This window comes from Salmonella sp. 741265055_HSA (assembly GCF_046569525.1).
Classification (GTDB): domain Bacteria; phylum Pseudomonadota; class Gammaproteobacteria; order Enterobacterales; family Enterobacteriaceae; genus Salmonella; species Salmonella enterica.
Genome location: NZ_JBKFSQ010000054.1, coordinates 1 through 19500, shown reverse-complemented (window position 1 = coordinate 19500; position 19500 = coordinate 1). Strand labels below are relative to the sequence as shown.

Sequence of the window (19500 nt, the reverse complement as noted above, 5' to 3'; positions counted from 1 at the left end):
CATGGATGGGCCGAGTAATCCGTAGCCAACACATAAGCAACTTGAAGTATGAAGGTATAGACTGTTTAAAAATAAAACGTGTTGATGTTATGGAATAAAAATCATTCTCGATTTAATTGCGGCAATAATTCGATGTGTTGATATTTTCAATGGTTATTAATGGTGGGAAAAGTAAATTTTCAGGTAACGAGGTTACGTTATTCCTTTTAAAAAGAGAAAAACCATTATTATTACCGTGAAAGGAGGATCGAGTGGGAAGGATAATTTAGTTATTCTCTTATTCCTGTAGGAGGAATGATGAAGAAATTGAAAGAAATGGCTGCTATTTCGCTTTTTACATTACTGGCGGTGGGTTTTTCCGCATCGGCTATGGCAGACGGCCAGGCGCCTGGAGGATTTCCAGCAGCTAAAATTAAGCCCGTTGGTGATCATGTACATGCACACTGGTGTACTATCGTTCCGCAAGGTGTTATGTATCTGCCGCCGTTTCCAGGCATGGGATGGCCGTGGTGTTCTTAATATTAACGCAAAGGCATAGCGCTAACGAATCAAGTTGTAACACAGGTCAGAGCAGCTTCATTCACGCTATACGCGAATAATGATGCCAGCCGCGAAGGGTGAACGCTAAGTTGCTAATAAACCCGCCCGACATATGAACGGGCGGGTTTATTTATACGTTTTGATTGGCGCTCTGTTTCTGAAACAATTCGCGGAATACCGGATAAATATCCTCCTGATCGCGAATATGCTGCATGGCGAAGTTATCGAACGTCGCCTGCAGATGTTCATACTCGCGCCATAAGGTCTGGTGGGCGCGGCGGGTAATCTCGATATAGCTGTAATAGCGCACTACCGGCAGCAGCTTTTTCGCCAGAATCTCATGACACAGCGGTGAATCGTCGGCCCAGTTATCACCGTCTGACGCTTGCGCCGCATAGATGTTCCACTGACCGGGGTCGTAGCGCTCTTTAACTACTTCGTCCATGAGTTTAAGCGCGCTGGAGACAATCGTCCCCCCGGTCTCTTGCGAATAAAAGAACTCATGTTCATCCACTTCCTTCGCCTGGGTATGGTGGCGGATATAAACCACTTCTACGTTCTTATACGTTCGGCTCAAAAACAGATAAAGCAGAATGTAAAAACGCTTGGCCATATCTTTGGTTGCCTGGTCCATCGAACCCGAGACGTCCATCAGACAGAACATCACCGCCTGGCTGGAGGGCTCAGGCCGTTTTTCATAATTTTTATAGCGTAAATCAAAAGTGTCGATAAACGGCACTCGCTCGATTTTAGCCCGTAGTTCGGCAATCTCCCGACGTAACCGCTCCTCTTCAAGCAGTTGCGCTGGTTCGTTTTTGCTGATGGTCTCCAGTTCCGTTTCCAGCGCGTGCAGTTCGCGGCGTTTTCCTGCCGTCATTGCTGTACGGCGCGCCAGAGAGTTTTGTAGCGAACGTACCACGCTGATATTGGCCGGCACGCCGTTTGAGGTGAAACCGGCGCGGTGAGTTTTATACTCGTTAAGCTGGCGATGCTGGTTTTTTTTCAGATTAGGCAGCGCTAAATCTTCAAAGAGCAGATCCAGATACTCATCTTTTGAAATCTGAAAAACAAACTCATCCTGGCCTTCGCCGTCCTGGCTGGCCTGACCTTGACCGCTGCCGGAACCGCCGCCGCCACCGCCTTGCGGACGCTCAATGCGATCATTCTGGATAAAGTGATCGTTACCCGGATGGACGCGATGGCGCAGACCGCCGCGCCCCTGATGAAACATCGGTTCGCTAATATCATCGGTTGGAATAGAGACGGACTCTCCGCTGTCGACATCGGTCACAGAGCGTTTATTAATCGCTTCGGAAATCGACTGCTTAATTTGTGCTTTATAACGGCGCAAAAAGCGCTGGCGATTCACCGTGCTTTTATTTTTGCCGTTAAGACGTCGGTCTATGAACCAGGTCATATGCCCCCCGTACTGCCAACTGAGCGCCTGTTCTGTCAGTGCCGAATAGCGCTAACGCTTAGCCAGTCTACAGAACATTACTTTGTAGGCCCGGTAAGCGCAAGCGCCACCGGGCATTAACATCACGACGATTTACGCACGCGCAGGTACCACTCGCACAGCAAACGAACCTGCTTACGGGTATACCCTTTCTCCATCATCCGATCGACAAAGTCGTCATGCTTTTTCTGCTCGTCAGTCGATGTTTTGGCGTTAAAAGAAATGACCGGCAACAGCTCTTCAGTATTAGAGAACATTTTTTTCTCAATCACCGTGCGCAGCTTCTCGTAACTGGTCCAGTTTGGATTACGGCCGCTATTGTTGGCTCTGGCGCGCAGGACAAAGTTGACGATCTCGTTACGGAAATCTTTCGGGTTACTGATACCCGCCGGCTTCTCAATTTTCTCCAGTTCTGAGTTCAGTGACTCGCGATCGAACAGTTGACCGGTATCCGGGTCGCGATACTCCTGATCCTGAATCCAGAAATCCGCGTAAGTCACGTAACGATCAAAAATGTTTTGCCCGTACTCAGAATAAGATTCGAGATAGGCCGTCTGGATCTCCTTGCCGATAAATTCGGCGTATTTCGGGATCAGGTAGCCTTTCAGGAACTCCAGATAACGCTCAGCTTGCTCCTGCGGGAACTGCTCACGCTCGATTTGTTGTTCCAGAACGTAGAACAGATGTACCGGGTTTGCCGCCACTTCGGCATGGTCAAAGTTAAAGACGCGAGAGAGGATCTTAAAGGCGAATCGGGTGGAGAGACCATTCATCCCTTCGTCCACGCCCGCATAGTCGCGATACTCCTGGTACGATTTAGCTTTGGGGTCGGTATCTTTCAGGCTTTCACCGTCATAAACGCGCATTTTCGAGTAAATACTGGAATTTTCCGGCTCTTTCAGGCGGGAAAGAATCGAGAAGCGCGAAAGCGTTTCCAACGTGCCCGGCGCGCAGGGCGCATGAGTCAGCTCGCTATGATTAAGTAGTTTCTCGTAGATTTTGATCTCTTCGGAGATTCGCAGGCAATAAGGCACCTTCACAATATAGACACGGTCGAGGAACGCTTCGTTATTTTTATTGTTACGGAACGTCACCCATTCAGATTCGTTTGAGTGGGCAAGTATGATGCCATTAAAGGGCAGGGCGGAAATACCTTCTGTACCATTGTAGTTACCTTCCTGGGTTGCGGTCAGCAAGGGGTGCAGCACCTTAATAGGCGCTTTAAACATCTCGACGAACTCCATGATCCCCTGGTTAGCGCGGCACAGCGCGCCAGAGTAACCATACGCATCCGGATCGTTCTGGGCGTGATGTTCGAGTTTACGAATATCCACCTTGCCGACCAGCGCCGAAATATCCTGGTTGTTTTCATCGCCGGGTTCCGTTTTGGCGATGGCAATCTGCTCCAGAATGGAGGGCCAGACTTTCACCACGCGGAATTTAGTAATATCGCCGCCAAACTCATGCAGGCGTTTGGCCGCCCACGGGGACATAATCGTACCGAGATAGCGGCGCGGAATACCGTACTCTTTTTCCAGAATCTGCGCGTCTTCCTGCGGATTAAACAGGCATAACGGATGATCGTTGACCGGACTACGCTCGCCGTTGGCGCTTAAAACATAAATTGGCACGCGCTGCATTAGCGATTTCAGCCGTTCAGCGAGCGATGATTTGCCCCCCCCCACAGGTCCCAGCAAATAGAGAATTTGCTTCTTCTCTTCCAGCCCTTGCGCCGCATGTTTCAGATAAGAGACAATCTGTTCAATCGCGTCTTCCATGCCGTAAAACTCTTCAAACGCAGGATAGCGAGCAATAACCCGGTTGGAGAAGAGTCGGGAAAGTCGGGGGTCCTGGGCAGTGTCGACCATATTAGGCTCGCCGATAGCCATTAATAGCCGCTCTGCCGCGTTGGCATAAGCACTGCGATCTTGCCGACAAATGGTAAGAAAATCCTGCAGTGTGAACTCTTCGTCCTTGGCAGCTTCGTAACGCTGGCGATAGTGATCGAATATATTCATGATATGCCATCCTTTCGTTTTTTCGCACATGTTAAGAGCCGTTCATATGAATAGTAGAGGCTCCCGGAAGAGGTAGACTGAACGCCGTCTCTGCTAAGGAAAAAAAAGCAACTCTCATGCCATTTTATTGGTCAGAAGATCAACGTGTCCGGTGATACACCTTCTTAACATTAAGCGTAGATGGCATTTGCAAAACTTGCCTGTACGCGTCAGTGGATTTCGATGACATATCAATAACTCATCAGGTAGAAAAGGCTGGTGGATATCAGAAAAAGCGTTCCCGGTCACATAACGATCATCAGCCGATCATCTGAAAATAATCTGTGATAGTGATATTAAACGGTTACATTGTGTAAAATAGTTGGGCTTACAGGTATTGGCGGTTACACTTTTGCCGCAGAACATTTGAATAAGGAATTATGGATTGTGACCAAACTTAAACTTCTGGCTCTTGGCGTGTTTATTGCAACGTCCGCCAGCGTCGCGCACGCTGAAAGCAACCTGACGTTGGGCGCAGGCGTTGGTGTGGTTGAACACCCTTATAAAGATTATGATAGTGATGTTTATCCGATACCGGTCATCGCTTATGAAAGCGAAAACTTCTGGTTTCGTGGTCTGGGCGGCGGGTACTACTTGTGGAATGACAATGCCGATAAGTTGTCAATCATAGCATACTGGTCCCCGATGTACTTCAAACCGGGCGACAGCGATGACCATCAGTTGCGTCGTCTGGACAGGCGTAAAAGTACTATGATGGCGGGCGTCTCTTACGCGCATCACACCCAATATGGGTTCTTGCGTACCTCACTGGCTGGGGATACGTTGGATAACAGTAACGGTATTGTCTGGGATCTGGCCTGGCTCTATCGGTATACCAATGGCGGGCTGACCGTAACGCCAGGTATCGGGGTTGAATGGAATAGCGAGAACCAGAACGATTACTATTACGGCGTATCACGTAAAGAATCTTCGCGTAGCGGCCTGCGCGGCTATAACCCGAACGATAGCTGGAACCCGTATCTTGAATTTAGCGCTAACTATAATTTCGCCGGTAACTGGAGCGTATATGGTACTGCGCGCTACACCCGCCTGTCGGATGAAATTACCGACAGCCCGATGGTGGATAAATCCTGGACCGGTATCCTTTCTACTGGCGTGACCTATAGATTCTGATTGATTGAATTTGCCGGAAAAACCACGACAAAGCCTGCGTTATGCAGGCTTTGTGCTGTCTGAAACGCGAACATGACGGCTTGCATAAATGCGCTGTTGACCGGGGATGGCGCAGCCTTACGTGATTTATACTTTGTTACATCAATTTAAAAAACTAGCCTTTTATATGAAAAATCCAGGTGATTACAACTGCGCTAACAATTAGCGTAATAATTGTTGCAATGCTGGCTGATATCGCCCTGTCACGTCCCGCTTATGCTATACCCATTCTTCACAGCGAGTAAGACGAATGAGCATAGTATTCAATACCGTAGCCAGGCCCGGCGGCAGTCTGTGTAACTTATCCTGCAAGTACTGTTTCTATCTTGATAAACCCCGGGGCCAGCGCGTCATGTCTGACGATGTGCTGGAGACGTATATCCGCCGGGTAATTGATGATACGCCATCATCAGCGGTCTCGTTTTGTTGGCAGGGGGGAGAGCCGACGCTATGCGGTCTTTCTTTTTATCAAAAAGTGGTGTGCTTGCAGCAACGCTATGCCAACGGCAAAACTATTTACAACAGTCTGCAAACCAATGGCGTATTAATCAATGAAGAGTGGGCGGCTTTCTTTGCGCAGCACCAGTTCCTGATTGGTATATCGATTGATGGGCCGCAAGTCGTTCATGATAATTACCGGAAAACGCCGTCAGGGCGGGCGTCTTTTTCCCGAGTCGTTAATGCTATCCGCCTTCTGCAGGCAAATGATGTCGAGTTCAATACGCTCACTGTCGTGAATGATGCGTCATGCCGTCATGGCAACGCTATTTATCATTTTTTGACGCAGGAACTGGAAAGTAAACACCTGCAATTTATTCCCATTGTTGAGCCGCTCGCGCAAAAAGCGCAGCGTTCTTTGACGTTATCTGACAATGAGGATTCGCCTGCGCTGATGCCCTTTTCCGTCACGCCTGAAGGGTGGGGGGCCTTTATGTGCGATGTTTTTGATCAATGGATACGTCACGATGTCGGACGCATATTCGTACAGCTTTTTGACAACTTACCTGGCGTCTGGATGGGGGAGCCCGCCACGCTTTGTACGATGCAGTCGACCTGCGGGCAAAGTTTGCTGGTGGAGCAGAATGGCGACGTGTTTAGCTGTGACCATTTTGTTTTTCCCGCCTATAAACTGGGCAATCTGCAGCAACACTCTTTAGAAGAAATGGCGGCCTCTCCTTTTCAGCAGCAGTTTGGCGCGGCTAAAGCAAACCTTTCCTCACGCTGCCAGAACTGTACGTGGCGCTTTGCCTGTCACGGCGGTTGTCCGAAACATCGAATTTGTATGGACGGCGGCGAACGGCAAAATTATCTCTGTAAAGGATATCTGGAGTTCTTTCAACATGTGACGCCCTATATGAATGTGATGCGTCAATTATTACTGAATCAGCGACCCGCCGCGCATATTACCCGCATCGTCGACATGATTGCGGATGACGTTCGTCAGTGACAAGAAAATCGCCCCCTTGCGCGGTATGATGCCGGACATTACCGTAGGGTCTAAGAGTCCTGTATTGTTTTACCGTCGAGTGACATTGAAAAGGAAATGAAATCAGTGAAAAACGTAACGTTTTGCGGGCAGGTGACGCTTCCTGCCATCGGACAGGGAACATGGTATATGGGCGAGCGCGCGGATCAACGTCAGCGCGAGGTTTCGGCGCTGCGCGCGGGGCTGGATCTGGGGTTACGCCTTATTGATACGGCGGAAATGTATGCCGACGGCGGGGCGGAAAAGGTCGTGGGCGAGGCGCTGGCAGGGCGACGCGATGAGGCATTTCTGGTGTCAAAAGTGTACCCGTGGAACGCTGGCGGCCAGAAGATAGTTGCCGCCTGTGAGGAAAGCCTGCGTCGTCTGAAAACAGATTATCTCGATCTCTATCTATTGCACTGGGCCGGAAGCTTTTCATTCGAAGAGACCGTTGAAGGTATGGAGCGGCTAATCGCGCAGGGGAAAATTCGCCGTTGGGGAGTCTCTAATCTTGATTATGACGATATGCAGGCGCTGTGGCGCATCCCTGGTGGACAGCAATGCGCGACAAATCAGGTGCTCTATCATCTGGCGTCACGCGGTATTGAGTATGATTTATTGCCGTGGTGTCAACAACAGCGAATGCCAGTGATGGCCTATAGCCCGTTGGCGCAGGCTGGCCGGTTACGTAGCGGTTTACTGAATCATCCGGTGGTGAATGAAATTGCGCAAGCGCATAACGCTACGGCGGCGCAAATCTTACTGACGTGGGTGATTGCGCATCCGGGCGTGATGGCGATCCCGAAAGCCGGAAGTACAGAACACGTGAAGCAAAATGCGGCGGCGCTTGAGATCGCCTTGTCAGCAAACGAACTTGCCTTACTGGACAACGCCTGGCCTGCGCCAAAAGGGAAAACCGCGTTGGATATGGTGTGACGCCGGATAAAATGCGTAAGCGCCGCCATCCGGCAGGTCATGCCTGATGGCGGCTGGCGCCTTCCAGAGCCTATAGCAACGCCGTTATCCATTCACTTTTAGCGTTTAGCGACGCAGATAGTCTGCGCCAGACGAGAGGGTTTTTCTTCTGTGGCTTGTTGCGGCGCAGTAGCGTAAACGGTTTCAACGCAGACAAACGTTTTATAGCCGTCATCCGGCATGTCGCCCATGCTGACGGACAACGCCGGGCCAGGGTTCCAGCCTACGACGTTAAGGTGATGGTGGTGGACCACATCAATCGTGCGGTTTAATGTCGCATCGTGGATCACGCTACATGCTTCAGGATTGAGGTAAACGCGATCGGTACGGTCCGGAAAGGTTTGTATACCGCCGGCCAGGACACCTTCTTTAGCGTCGTTAACTTTATCAATAAACCGATCGCCGAGTCCGCTGACCTTAACGTTGGCGATGTCGCCAACGTTAAAATAGCTGTGGAGCGCGGATGTGGTTGCAAACTCGCCATGCGCTTCCAGTTCAATTTCACAGGTTTTGCCCACTTTAAAACGTGCCAGCAGCGTGAAATCGTGCGGCCAGTATTTCCGGGTGGCCTCACTGCTTTGCAGCTCAAATGTCAGCATTACGCCATTATCATCTTCATTATGCGCTTTTAGCGCCCACGGTAGATTACGCGCAAAGCCGTGTGACGGTAGACCCTGTTGAGCCGCAGGTCCAAACCAGGGCCAGCAGATCGGTACACCGCCGCGTAGCGCCACGCCGGTTTTGAAAGGCGTATTATTACTGAGCCACAATACCTCTTCCTCGCCAATGGGTTTCCAGGAGAGAAGGTGCGCGCCCTGTAATGCAAAAGAGGCTTTAACCTGCGGATGGTCAACGACGATCAGATCCAGGTCATCAAGCTGACGACGGGAAAGGACAGGGGTAAGCTGTTCGATAACCGGGAGGGCAAAAATTTTATTAATCATTACGCAATCCTCTTAACCCTAAATAATTCGAGTTGCATGACAAGGCGCTTGTGCCTTGATCAGTGCTTGCGCTGGCCCGTAGAGGCGAGGCCGCAGGCCGAGTAACGCGGCAAGTGAACGACAAATTCATCGGGAACGAATTTGAACAACCGTAGGTAACCTACGGCCAGGGACATCCCTGATTCATCCCGATAAGTTCGACTTCCGTCAGTGATTCGGGTGAGAAAGCATAGCCAACACACCTGCAACTTGAAGTATGACGGGTATATCTTTAAGCAAAAAAAAGAGCGACCTGAGTCGCTCTTACCAATGACTGTGTCATCTCAACTTATTTGGAGATGTGAGCAATCAGGTCCAGTACTTTGTTGGAGTAACCGGTTTCGTTATCGTACCAGGAGACCAGTTTCACGAAGTTGTCGTTCAGCGCGATGCCTGCTTTAGCATCGAACACGGAAGTGCATACTTCGCCGTTGAAATCGGTAGATACAACGTCGTCTTCGGTGTAACCCAGAACGCCTTTCATTTCGCCTTCGGCAGCAGCTTTAACAGCAGCTTTGATCTGCTCGTAGGTAGCCGCTTTTTCCAGACGAACGGTCAGGTCAACAACGGATACGTTCGGAGTCGGAACGCGGAACGCCATACCAGTCAGTTTGCCATTCAGTTCCGGCAGTACTTTACCTACCGCTTTAGCAGCGCCAGTAGAGGACGGGATGATGTTCTGAGATGCGCCGCGGCCGCCGCGCCAGTCTTTGTGAGACGGGCCGTCAACGGTTTTCTGGGTTGCGGTAGTCGCGTGAACAGTGGTCATCAGACCTTCGATGATGCCGAAGTTGTCGTTGATAACTTTAGCCAGCGGTGCCAGGCAGTTGGTGGTGCAGGAAGCGTTGGAAACGATGTCCTGGCCTTCGTATTTGTCAAAGTTAGCGCCTTTAACAAACATTGGGGTGTTGTCTTTAGACGGACCGGTCAGAACCACTTTTTTCGCGCCAGCGGTGATGTGTTTACGCGCGGTTTCGTCAGTCAGGAAGATACCGGTAGCTTCAGCCACTACGTCAACACCAACTTCGTCCCATTTCAGGTTAGCCGGATCGCGTTCAGCGGTAACACGGATTTTTTTACCGTTAACGATCAGATGACCGTCTTTCACTTCAACAGTACCGTCGAAACGGCCGTGAGTGGAGTCATATTTCAGCATGTATGCCATGTACTCTGCGTCTAACAGGTCGTTGATTGCAACGATCTCGATGTCAGAACGTTTCTGAGCAGCACGGAAAACAATGCGACCGATACGGCCAAAACCGTTGATACCTACTTTGATAGTCATATATTCCACCAGCTATTTGTTAGTGAATAAAAGGTTGCCTGTAAAATTACAAAAACCTTACGCAGCGTCAAGCGGAATCGTGTCAATCATTGCGACAAATCAATCCTCTGCACAACCTTTGCGCGGCTGATTCGCCTCACTCTTCCTTTCGGCTTGAAACCACATGGGGGCGCCGCCCCGAATTTTAAAGGGCAACCGAGATAATAATGTGACATCAGTCACGATTCGTGAGCCGCCATTTCGCAATGATCAAGTTTAGAACAAAAGTTGGTACTGAGGTGTTAATGTTTTGTTAGAATCGGTCAGGCAATGTGAGCACGTTTAAAGTGAGATGTGAGCAAATGGCTAACCAACCTTCAGCAGAAGAACTCAAGAAAAAATTGTCCGAAATGCAATTCTATGTGACGCAGGATCGTGGCACAGAACCGCCATTTACCGGACGCCTGCTACATAATAAACGCGATGGGGTTTATCACTGCCTGGTCTGTGATACGCCGCTTTTTCACTCCCACACCAAATACGATTCAGGCTGCGGCTGGCCTAGCTTTTACCAGCCTGTCAGCGAAGAGGCGATTCGTTACATAGACGATTTTTCTCATGGCATGCAGCGTGTCGAAATTCGTTGCGGTAACTGCGATGCGCATCTCGGACACGTTTTCCCGGATGGTCCGCAGCCAACCGGTGAGCGCTATTGCGTTAATTCGGCCTCGCTGGCCTTTTCTGACGAGAAAAACGGCGATCAACTGAAAGGCTGAAAAAACGATTCAGCAAATTATTCCACAGGAGCGGACACATCATGAATCTTGATGAGATCATTAACAGCATGACGCCGGAAGTGTATCAACGTTTATCCACCGCCGTTGAGCTGGGTAAATGGCCGGATGGCGTGGCGTTGACGCCGGAACAGAAAGAAAACAGCCTGCAACTGGTGATGTTATGGCAGGCGCGGCACAATACCGAAGCGCAACATATGACGATCGATACTCACGGTCAGATGGTGATGAAAAGCAAGCAGCAGCTCAAAGCGGATTTCGGTATTACGTCAAAGCCGATTGCGACATTGAAAATGCAGTAACGGCAGCCGGATAAGAGGTAGTCGCCATCCAGCGGTTTCATTGCCAATGCGTTGTGCTTACCGGGCCTGCTCATTGCTGTCAGGCACAGGCCCGCCATATTTTTACCCATTAACGCTTAGAGCCTATCCCCCCAGGCGTTATTGGCGCAGCCAGTTTGGACACGGACAGCGCGCAAAAACCGGAGCGTACACGTAGTACGTGAGGATTTTGAGCACTGCCCAGGACCAAAATGGCAAGTAAAATAGCCCTAATGGGATAGGCTCTTAATGTCCAGCGAGTCCGCCAACTGTGTCGCTAACTGGTTATTGTCATCGGCAGCCTATTCCCAGAACATTGCGCCGGCCAGCCCGCGCTTTTTAATCTGGTCCGCTTTGATCGCCACCGGATGCGGATTTTCATAAGAGAGGGCAAATAGTGCCTTCCCCAGGCAGACTTCACTGACAGCGGCGGCAGGCAAGGCGTTTGAGTCATACCGATTGGCGTTGAAATACTGCGTGCCATAGGGCCATGTCGTAAGTCATCAGATTGGTAAAGTCGAGCAACGGGGCTATAGCTTTCACGTCCAGCCAGCTTTCGGACTTTCCGCATTCGCGCCGACGGCGAGGGTGACCCGTTTTTGGGGCCCATTACCTGACGAAGCGCTTTTAAATGCGACATTAACCGAATATTCCCAGTCAAGATCGATCCCATCAAAGCCATATTTGTCGACAATCTCCTGCGCCGATTTAATAAACACCGCGTGGGCTTCTTTAACGATCCTCTTTGGCATTTAAAACAGAAACACGCCACAGAATGGAGTGGCGAAAAAATAACCGCAGCAGATTAGCATCTTCATCCATGGAAACCTGCGCAGGCGTTCACGCCGTCTTTCGCGATACGGCTTCCATCTTTTTGGTTTTATCGCCGTTTGTTTCGTTGAGTTTGTGATCTTGGTTGGCAAATACAGATCATTATCTGTGTTTTAAAGATTTATCGTTGACCTTAAAGATTTTATGGTTAAGTATGATGAGCATTGATGCACACCAAACACAAAGGAAGATGCAATGAAAGCACTGGCGAGATTTGGCAAGGCCTTTGGCGGCTACAAAATGATTGATGTCCCGGAGCCGGTATGCGGTCCGGAAGACGTGATTATCGAAATCAAAGCGGCGGCGATCTGCGGCGCGGATATGAAGCACTATAACGTTGACAGCGGGTCCGACGAATTTAACTCCGTTCGCGGTCATGAATTCGCCGGGCGTATCGCGCGGGTGGGCGAAAAAGTGAAAGACTGGAAAGTCGGCCAGCGCGTGGTTTCTGACAACAGCGGACACGTTTGCGGCGTTTGTCCTGCCTGTGAACAAGGTGATTTTCTGTGTTGTACAGAAAAAGTGAATCTGGGTCTGGATAACAACACCTGGGGCGGTGGATTCTCCAAATACTGCCTGGTTCCGGGAGAAATCCTGAAAATCCATCGCCATGCCCTGTGGGAGATCCCGGAAGGCGTGGATTACGAGGAAGCCGCAGTACTGGACCCTATCTGCAACGCCTATAAATCAATCGCCCAGCAATCCAAATTTTTACCCGGCCAGGACGTAGTAGTCATCGGCACCGGTCCGTTAGGCCTGTTTTCGGTCCAAATGGCCCGCATTATGGGGGCGGTAAATATCGTGGTGGTTGGCCTGGATGAGGATGTTCCTGTCCGTTTCCCTGTGGCCAAAGAACTCGGCGCGACGGCGTTTGTTAACGGCTCCACGGAAGATGTCGTCGCACGCTGCCGGGAGATTTGCGGCAAAGACAACCTCGGTCTGGTGATCGAATGCTCCGGTGCCAACATTGCGCTTAAACAGGCCATCGACATGTTGCGGCCAAATGGTGAAGTGGTTCGCGTCGGTATGGGATTTAAGCCGCTCGATTTCTCCATCAACGACATTACCGCGTGGAACAAAAGCATCATTGGGCATATGGCCTATGACTCTACATCCTGGCGCAATGCGATTCGCCTGCTTGCCAGCGGCGCTATCAAAGTAAAACCAATGATCACCCATCGTATCGGTCTTTCTCAGTGGCGCAAAGGCTTTGACGCAATGGTCGATAAGACAGCCATTAAAGTGATCATGACCTACGACTTTGATGAATAACCCTTCTGCTAAAGGAACGTTATCGCATGGAACAGATAACAAAACCGCACTGCGGCGCCCGGCTGGATCGCCTGCCGGATTGCCGCTGGCATTCATCAATGTTTGCCGTCGTCGCCTTTGGTCTGCTTGTTTGTTGGAGTAATGCCGTCGGCGGATTAATTCTTGCCCAGCTCAAGGAGTTAGGCTGGACCGATAATTCCACGACAGCCACCTTCTCCGCCATTACCACGGCGGGGATGTTTCTCGGCGCGCTGGTGGGCGGCATTATCGGCGATAAAACCGGACGCAGGAACGCCTTTATTCTTTATGAAGCGATTCACATTGCCTCGATGGTCGTGGGCGCATTTTCACCGAATATGATGTTCCTGATTGCCTGTCGTTTTGTGATGGGCGTGGGATTAGGGGCACTACTGGTCACGCTGTTCGCCGGATTTACCGAGTACATGCCCGGCAGAAACCGGGGAACCTGGTCGAGTCGCGTCTCGTTTATTGGCAACTGGTCATATCCATTGTGTTCCCTGATTGCAATGGGGCTGACGCCGCTAATTAGCGCGGAATGGAACTGGCGCGTGCAGTTACTGATCCCGGCTGTGCTGTCGCTGATTGCTACCGCGCTTGCCTGGCGATACTTCCCTGAATCTCCCCGCTGGCTGGAATCTCGCGGGCGTTATCAGGAAGCCGAAAAGGTTATGCAGGCCATTGAAGCAGGCATCGAACGTCAGACAGGAAAACCGCTGCCGCCGGTTGTTATTGAAAACAGCGGCAAGCCGCCGCGTTCCGTACCGTATTCAGCGTTGCTCACTGGCGTATTACTGAAACGCGTTATTTTGGGTTCCTGCGTGCTGATTGCCATGAACGTTGTGCAATACACGTTAATTAACTGGCTGCCCACCATCTTTATGACGCAGGGCATCAACCTCAAAGATTCGATCGTTTTAAATACCATGAGTATGTTCGGCGCACCGTTTGGCATATTTATCGCCATGCTGGTAATGGATAAAATTCCGCGCAAAACCATGGGTGTCGGTTTATTAATTCTGATTGCCGTGCTGGGATATATTTATTCACTGCAAACCAGCATGTTGCTTATCACCTTAATTGGCTTTTTCCTGATTACCTTTGTCTATATGTATGTCTGTTATGCCTCGGCGGTCTATGTGCCGGAGATCTGGCCAACAGAAGCGAAACTTCGCGGTTCCGGCCTGGCGAACGCTGTCGGCAGAATCAGCGGTATCGCTGCCCCCTATGCAGTGGCGGTATTACTCAACGGTTATGGCGTGACGGGCGTTTTCGTCCTGCTGGGCACTGTCTCGATTATCGTCGCTGTTGCAATAGCGACTATCGGAATCGAGACCAGGGGTGTTTCGGTCGAAAGTCTGGGCATTGATAAGGTCACGAGTAAATAAAGGAATAAAAATGAAAAATTCAAAAGCGATATTAAAAACGCCTGGCACCATGACAATTATGGCGGCTGATATTCCAGTACCAAAAGAAAACGAAGTATTGATCAAAGTGGAATATGTCGGTATTTGCGGTTCAGATGTTCACGGTTTTGAATCCGGGCCATTCATTCCGCCGAAGGATCCAAATCAGGAAATTGGTCTCGGTCATGAGTGTGCCGGAACGGTCATTGCGGTCGGCAAGCGGGTAAGCAAATTTAAGCCAGGCGATCGGGTTAATATCGAGCCGGGCGTGCCGTGCGGCCACTGCCGCTATTGTCTGGAAGGAAAATACAATATTTGTCCGGATGTTGATTTTATGGCGACGCAGCCGAATTATCGCGGGGCCTTAACGCACTATCTGTGCCATCCGGAAAGTTTTACGTACAAGCTTCCGGACAATATGGACACTATGGAAGGTGCGCTGGTGGAACCCGCTGCTGTTGGAATGCACGCGGCAATGCTGGCGGATGTTAAACCGGGTAAGAAAATCGTCATTCTCGGCGCGGGCTGCATTGGTTTAATGACCCTGCAAGCGTGTAAGTGTCTGGGGGCGACCAATATCGCGGTAGTAGATGTACTGGAAAAACGGCTGGCAATGGCTGAACGACTGGGAGCGACAACCGTTATCAATGGGGCGAAAGAAGATACTGTCTCGCGCTGCCAGCAGTTCACCGACGATATGGGCGCCGATATTGTGTTTGAAACCGCCGGTTCCGCCGTCACAACTCAGCAAGCGCCGTATCTGGTCATGCGCGGCGGGAAGATCATGATTGTCGGCACTGTCGCGGGAGATTCAGCGATTAATTTCCTCAAAATTAACCGTGAAGTCTCCATCCAGACGGTATTCCGCTATGCCAACCGCTATTCGGTGACTATTGATGCCATCTCCTCCGGGCGTTTCGATGTGAAATCAATGGTGACGCATATTTACGATTACAAAGACGTGCAACGTGCATTTGAAGAGTCGGTGAATAACAAACGCGACATTATTAAAGGCGTTATTAAAGTTTGCGATTAATAAAAAACGGGAGAAACAGCGATGTTGGCAGATATAAAATATTGGGAAAATGATGCACAAAATAAACATTACGCGATTGCGCACTTTAACGTGTGGAATGCGGAAATGTTGATGGGAGTGATTGATGCGGCGGAAGAGGCAAATTCGCCGGTTATTATCTCCTTTGGTACCGGATTTGTGGGCAATACTTCATTTGAAGACTTCTCTCATATGATGGTTTCCATGGCTAAAAAAGCCTCTGTGCCGGTAATTACCCACTGGGATCATGGACGTAGCATGGACATTATCCATAATGCCTGGACGCACGGCATGAACTCGCTGATGCGTGACGCTTCATCCTTTGATTTTGAAGAAAATATTCGCCTGACCAAAGAAGCCGTTGATTTCTTTCATCCGCTGGGTATTCCGGTAGAGGCGGAGTTAGGGCACGTAGGGAACGAAACGGTGTATGAAGAGGCGTTGGCGGGGTATCACTATACCGACCCGGATCAGGCGGCGGAATTTGTAGCGCGCACCGGTTGTGACTCGCTGGCGGTCGCCATCGGCAACCAGCATGGCGTGTACACCTCTGAACCAAAACTGAATTTTGAGGTCGTGGAGCGCGTGCGCCAGGCAGTTTCCGTACCGCTAGTGTTACACGGCGCTTCCGGTATTAGCGACGCGGATATCAAAAAAGCCATTTCGCTGGGCATCTCGAAAATCAATATCCACACCGAATTGTGTCAGGCCGCGATGGTAGCGGTAAAAGAGAATCAGGATCAGCCGTTCCTGCATCTGGAACGCGAAGTACGCAAAGCGGTAAAAGCCCGCGCACTGGAAAAAATCAAACTGTTTGGTTCAGATGGTAAAGCGGAATGATGATATGGACGAAATCGAAGTTCTTTGCATAGGGGCGGCCATTGTCGACATTCCTTTGCAACCGGTTAGTAAAAATATCTTTGATGTCGATTCGTATCCATTAGAACGCATTGCCATGACCACAGGGGGGGATGCGATTAATGAAGCCACGATTATTTCGCGTCTCGGGCATCGCACTGCGCTAATGAGTCGCGTTGGCGACGATGCGGCAGGATATTTTATTCTCGACCACTGTCGGAAGGAGAATATCGATATTCAGAGCCTGAAGCAGGATGCTGATATTGATACCTCAATTAATGTTGGGCTGGTGACTGATGATGGTGAGCGCACCTTTGTCACTAACCGTAACGGCAGTCTGTGGAAGCTAAATATTAACGATGTCGATTTTGACCGTTTTTCTCAGGTCAGGCTGTTATCACTGGCAAGTATCTTTAACAGCCCGCTACTGGATGGCAAAGCATTAACGGCTATTTTTACGCAGGCGAAAGCGCATCAACTGGTTATCTGCGCTGACATGATCAAACCGCGGCTGAATGAAACTCTGGACGATATTCGCGAAGCGCTAAGTTTTGTCGATTATCTGTTTCCTAATATTGATGAAGCCAAAAAACTGACCGGGAAAGAGACGCTGGATGATATTGCCGATTGTTTTTTGCAATGTGGCGTAAAAACAGTGGTGATTAAAACTGGCAAGAAAGGCTGCTTTATCAAAAGCGCCGATATAAAAATGGAGGTGCCTGCGGTGGCAGGCATTACCGCCATCGACACTATTGGCGCCGGCGATAATTTTGCATCGGGATTTATCGCCGCGCTGCTGGAGGGAAAAACGCTGCGTGAATGCGCACGGTTCGCCAATGCGACGGCCGCGATATCGGTACTCAGCGTGGGCGCCACAACGGGCGTGAAAAACAGAATGCTAGTGGAACAACTCCTGAATGAATACGAAGGGTAATAGCGGCAGATGAAAATGATACCTTTAGGTAATACAGATATAGCGCTTTCCCATATGGGACTCGGCACCTGGGCTATCGGCGGCGGCCCAGCATGGAATGGCAACCTCGATATGCAGGTCTGCATCGATACTATCGTTGAGGCGCACCGTTGCGGTATTAACCTGATTGATACGGCGCCGGGCTATAACTTTGGCAATAGCGAAGTGATTGTCGGCCAGGCGCTGAAGAAATTACCGCATGACGAGATGGTGGTGGAGACCAAATGCGGGATCGTCTGGGAGCGGGAAGGGAGTCTGTTCAATAAAGTCGGCGATCGCCAGCTCTATAAAAATCTTTCTCCGGACTCTATTCGTAAAGAAGTCGATGCCAGTCTCCAGCGACTAGGGATTGATTATATCGATATCTATATGACCCACTGGCAGTCGGTTCCGCCGTTTTTTACGCCGATTGCGGAAACCGTTGGCGTGCTCAATGAGCTGAAAGCAGAGGGGAAAATCCGTTCTATCGGGGCGGCGAATGTAGATGTCAGCCATATCCGCGAATACCTTAAACATGGCGAGCTGGACATCATACAGGCGAAATACAGCATTCTTGACCGGGCGCTGGAAACGGAGCTGCTGCCGCTATGCCGCGAGCACGGCATCGTGGTACAGGTTTATTCGCCACTGGAGCAGGGATTGTTAACTGGCACCATTACCCGTGACTATGTTCCCGGCGGGGCGCGAGCGAATAAACTCTGGTTCCAGCGTGAGAATATGTTGCGGGTTATTGATATGCTGGAGCAGTGGCAGCCATTGTGCGACAAATACCATTGCGCCGTCCCGACGCTGGCGCTGGCGTGGATATTGCGACAAAGCGAACTGATTTCGATACTGAGCGGCGCCACGTCGCCGGAGCAGGTACGAGAGAATATCGCTGCGCTGTCCATCACCTTAACGGATGACGATGCGTTATTGATGAGACAAATGGCGGAAGCGCTGGACAATCCATAAGCAATACATTACACCTCTTTTTTGGCGAAATGCAGATAAAATCTGTTATTCAAACGGCTTATTTTGAAAGTAAACATAGTCTGTGAGATACTCAACGTTTATCATGACGTCGAAAACAGAGGTGTAATCGTGGCGGCGAAAGACAGGATTCAGGCGATCAAACAAATGGTCGCTAATGATAAAAAAGTAACAGTCTCTAACTTGAGTTCAATTTTTCAGGTAACCGAAGAGACAATTCGACGCGATCTGGAAAAACTCGAAGATGAAGGCTTTTTGACTCGAACTTATGGCGGTGCGGTATTAAATTCGGCGGTGCTGGCTGACAATATCCATTTTTATAAGCGTGCAAAATCGTTCTATGAAGAGAAGCAAATTATAGCCCGTAATACGCTTCCGTTTATTAAAAACAAAACAACGATGGCCGCCGACTCCAGCAGTACGGTAATGGAATTGCTAAAACTCCTGAAAGACCGAAATGATCTTACTTTGTTAACTAATTCAGCGGAAGCTTTCCATGAACTGGCGCAATCGGACATTAATCTTGTTTCTACGGGCGGCGAGTTAAATAAAAATACGCTATCGCTGCAGGGGCGTATCACTAAAGAAATAATCAGCCGTTATCATGTTGATATTATGGTGATGAGTTGTAAAGGGCTGGATATGGCGAGCGGGGCGCTTGATTCTAACGAGGCGGAGGCTGAAATCAAAAAAACGATGATTCGCCAGGCCACAGAGGTGGCGTTATTGGTGGACCAGTCAAAATTTGATCGTAAAGCGTTCGTGCGGTTGGTCGATTTTAGTCATATCCATTACCTGATAACGAATAAAACGCCAGGTGATGAATGGGTCGCATTTTGCGACAAAAATAATATCCAGCTTGTCTATTAATCGATAGATTACCCTTGCCTGGATTGTTTTCGCCTGGACTATGCCAAAAAAAACGGCAGATGATAGCAAGTGCGGCAAATACCCTTTGCCGCGAGACAATAATTTATTATTTTGCTGCGTTAGAGGCCATCCAGATGGAAGACAATGATCATATCGGTGCCAGACTAAATAGCTGCGCCAAATAGTAGATCACTTTGAGGGAACTCAGCCCGGATTGTG

The 19500-nt window shown here is 49.9% G+C and carries 17 protein-coding genes and 1 pseudogene; 13 read left to right on the top strand and 5 right to left on the bottom strand.

The annotated features are described in order from the left end of the window. Window positions 1–294 precede the first annotated feature (294 nt). Window positions 295–519 carry a hypothetical protein gene (locus tag ACLD4K_RS20725; protein WP_411012423.1) on the top strand — a complete coding sequence of 75 codons (225 nt, stop codon included), beginning with the start codon at window positions 295–297 and terminating at the stop codon, window positions 517–519. A gap of 151 nt (window positions 520–670) precedes the next feature. Here ACLD4K_RS20725 and ACLD4K_RS20720 read toward each other — a convergent pair whose 3' ends face one another. Then, window positions 671–1957, bottom strand: a complete 1287-nt coding sequence (locus ACLD4K_RS20720; protein ID WP_411012422.1) for a YeaH/YhbH family protein — start codon at window positions 1955–1957, stop codon at window positions 671–673. 122 nt (window positions 1958–2079) lie between these two features. Then, entirely contained in the window at window positions 2080–4014 is a 1935-nt protein-coding gene (yeaG, locus tag ACLD4K_RS20715) for a protein kinase YeaG (protein WP_411012421.1), read from the bottom strand. Between the two features lie 426 nt (window positions 4015–4440). On the opposite strand from yeaG, the gene ACLD4K_RS20710 reads away from it, so the two are divergent. From ACLD4K_RS20710 to ACLD4K_RS20700, 3 genes are all read left to right on the top strand, one after another. Beyond that, entirely contained in the window at window positions 4441–5187 is a 747-nt protein-coding gene (locus ACLD4K_RS20710; RefSeq protein ID WP_411012420.1) for a MipA/OmpV family protein, read from the top strand. Window positions 5188–5476: 289 nt separating this feature from the next. Continuing rightward, window positions 5477–6673: an anaerobic sulfatase maturase gene (locus tag ACLD4K_RS20705; protein WP_411012419.1), complete on the top strand. Its 1197-nt coding sequence runs from the start codon at window positions 5477–5479 to the stop codon at window positions 6671–6673. Window positions 6674–6769: 96 nt separating this feature from the next. Next, window positions 6770–7627: an aldo/keto reductase gene (locus tag ACLD4K_RS20700; RefSeq protein WP_000843751.1), complete on the top strand. Its 858-nt coding sequence runs from the start codon at window positions 6770–6772 to the stop codon at window positions 7625–7627. 98 nt (window positions 7628–7725) lie between these two features. Here the strand turns inward: ACLD4K_RS20700 and ACLD4K_RS20695 are convergent, their stop codons facing one another. Then, window positions 7726–8610, bottom strand: a complete 885-nt coding sequence (locus tag ACLD4K_RS20695) for a D-hexose-6-phosphate mutarotase (RefSeq protein ID WP_079834899.1) — start codon at window positions 8608–8610, stop codon at window positions 7726–7728. Window positions 8611–8938: 328 nt separating this feature from the next. Beyond that, the gene (gene gapA, locus ACLD4K_RS20690; RefSeq protein ID WP_000153505.1) at window positions 8939–9934 is read right to left on the bottom strand and encodes a glyceraldehyde-3-phosphate dehydrogenase; all 996 of its coding nucleotides are present in this window, start codon (window positions 9932–9934) and stop codon (window positions 8939–8941) included. Between the two features lie 341 nt (window positions 9935–10275). Between gapA and msrB the strand changes: the two genes are divergently transcribed. Together msrB and ACLD4K_RS20680 are read left to right on the top strand one after the other, a co-directional pair. Continuing rightward, window positions 10276–10689 (top strand): peptide-methionine (R)-S-oxide reductase MsrB, encoded by a 414-nt coding sequence (gene msrB / locus ACLD4K_RS20685; RefSeq protein WP_001519539.1) that lies wholly within the window; start codon window positions 10276–10278, stop codon window positions 10687–10689. Window positions 10690–10730: 41 nt separating this feature from the next. After that, window positions 10731–11009 carry a YeaC family protein gene (locus tag ACLD4K_RS20680; RefSeq protein ID WP_001046864.1) on the top strand — a complete coding sequence of 93 codons (279 nt, stop codon included), beginning with the start codon at window positions 10731–10733 and terminating at the stop codon, window positions 11007–11009. Between the two features lie 248 nt (window positions 11010–11257). Here ACLD4K_RS20680 and ACLD4K_RS20675 read toward each other — a convergent pair. After that, window positions 11258–11761: pseudogene (locus ACLD4K_RS20675) on the bottom strand (glycosyl hydrolase family 18 protein); the annotation flags it as partial. A 292-nt stretch (window positions 11762–12053) separates the two neighbouring features. Here ACLD4K_RS20675 and ACLD4K_RS20670 point away from each other — a divergent pair. The 7 genes from ACLD4K_RS20670 to ACLD4K_RS20640 all read left to right on the top strand — a co-directional run bounded on the left by ACLD4K_RS20670 (window position 12054) and on the right by ACLD4K_RS20640 (window position 19281). After that, on the top strand, window positions 12054–13130 hold the full coding sequence (locus ACLD4K_RS20670; protein ID WP_183059125.1) for a zinc-binding dehydrogenase: 1077 nt from the start codon (window positions 12054–12056) through the stop codon (window positions 13128–13130). A gap of 26 nt (window positions 13131–13156) precedes the next feature. After that, window positions 13157–14536: an MFS transporter gene (locus ACLD4K_RS20665; protein ID WP_080108920.1), complete on the top strand. Its 1380-nt coding sequence runs from the start codon at window positions 13157–13159 to the stop codon at window positions 14534–14536. A gap of 10 nt (window positions 14537–14546) precedes the next feature. After that, complete coding sequence (locus ACLD4K_RS20660; RefSeq protein WP_080094921.1) at window positions 14547–15590, top strand: NAD(P)-dependent alcohol dehydrogenase; 1044 nt, start codon at window positions 14547–14549, stop codon at window positions 15588–15590. 21 nt (window positions 15591–15611) lie between these two features. Further along, window positions 15612–16448, top strand: coding sequence for a ketose-bisphosphate aldolase (locus ACLD4K_RS20655; protein WP_000878870.1), 837 nt, complete (start codon window positions 15612–15614; stop codon window positions 16446–16448). A 4-nt stretch (window positions 16449–16452) separates the two neighbouring features. Then, on the top strand, window positions 16453–17400 hold the full coding sequence (locus ACLD4K_RS20650) for a sugar kinase (RefSeq protein WP_000343332.1): 948 nt from the start codon (window positions 16453–16455) through the stop codon (window positions 17398–17400). A gap of 9 nt (window positions 17401–17409) precedes the next feature. Further along, entirely contained in the window at window positions 17410–18393 is a 984-nt protein-coding gene (locus ACLD4K_RS20645) for an aldo/keto reductase (protein ID WP_411012418.1), read from the top strand. 129 nt (window positions 18394–18522) lie between these two features. After that, window positions 18523–19281, top strand: a complete 759-nt coding sequence (locus tag ACLD4K_RS20640) for a DeoR/GlpR family DNA-binding transcription regulator (RefSeq protein WP_076726440.1) — start codon at window positions 18523–18525, stop codon at window positions 19279–19281. The last annotated feature ends 219 nt before the right edge of the window (window positions 19282–19500 follow it).

Coding starts and splice junctions, on each gene's coding strand:
- ACLD4K_RS20725 (WP_411012423.1), top strand. CDS start 295: ATGATGAAGAAATTGAAAGAAATGGCTGCTATTTCGCTTTTTACATTA.
- ACLD4K_RS20720 (WP_411012422.1), bottom strand. CDS start 1,957: ATGACCTGGTTCATAGACCGACGTCTTAACGGCAAAAATAAAAGCACG.
- ACLD4K_RS20680 (WP_001046864.1), top strand. CDS start 10,731: ATGAATCTTGATGAGATCATTAACAGCATGACGCCGGAAGTGTATCAA.
- yeaG (WP_411012421.1), bottom strand. CDS start 4,014: ATGAATATATTCGATCACTATCGCCAGCGTTACGAAGCTGCCAAGGAC.
- ACLD4K_RS20655 (WP_000878870.1), top strand. CDS start 15,612: ATGTTGGCAGATATAAAATATTGGGAAAATGATGCACAAAATAAACAT.
- ACLD4K_RS20660 (WP_080094921.1), top strand. CDS start 14,547: ATGAAAAATTCAAAAGCGATATTAAAAACGCCTGGCACCATGACAATT.
- gapA (WP_000153505.1), bottom strand. CDS start 9,934: ATGACTATCAAAGTAGGTATCAACGGTTTTGGCCGTATCGGTCGCATT.
- ACLD4K_RS20695 (WP_079834899.1), bottom strand. CDS start 8,610: ATGATTAATAAAATTTTTGCCCTCCCGGTTATCGAACAGCTTACCCCT.
- ACLD4K_RS20700 (WP_000843751.1), top strand. CDS start 6,770: ATGAAATCAGTGAAAAACGTAACGTTTTGCGGGCAGGTGACGCTTCCT.
- msrB (WP_001519539.1), top strand. CDS start 10,276: ATGGCTAACCAACCTTCAGCAGAAGAACTCAAGAAAAAATTGTCCGAA.
- ACLD4K_RS20670 (WP_183059125.1), top strand. CDS start 12,054: ATGAAAGCACTGGCGAGATTTGGCAAGGCCTTTGGCGGCTACAAAATG.
- ACLD4K_RS20650 (WP_000343332.1), top strand. CDS start 16,453: ATGGACGAAATCGAAGTTCTTTGCATAGGGGCGGCCATTGTCGACATT.
- ACLD4K_RS20665 (WP_080108920.1), top strand. CDS start 13,157: ATGGAACAGATAACAAAACCGCACTGCGGCGCCCGGCTGGATCGCCTG.
- ACLD4K_RS20645 (WP_411012418.1), top strand. CDS start 17,410: ATGAAAATGATACCTTTAGGTAATACAGATATAGCGCTTTCCCATATG.
- ACLD4K_RS20705 (WP_411012419.1), top strand. CDS start 5,477: ATGAGCATAGTATTCAATACCGTAGCCAGGCCCGGCGGCAGTCTGTGT.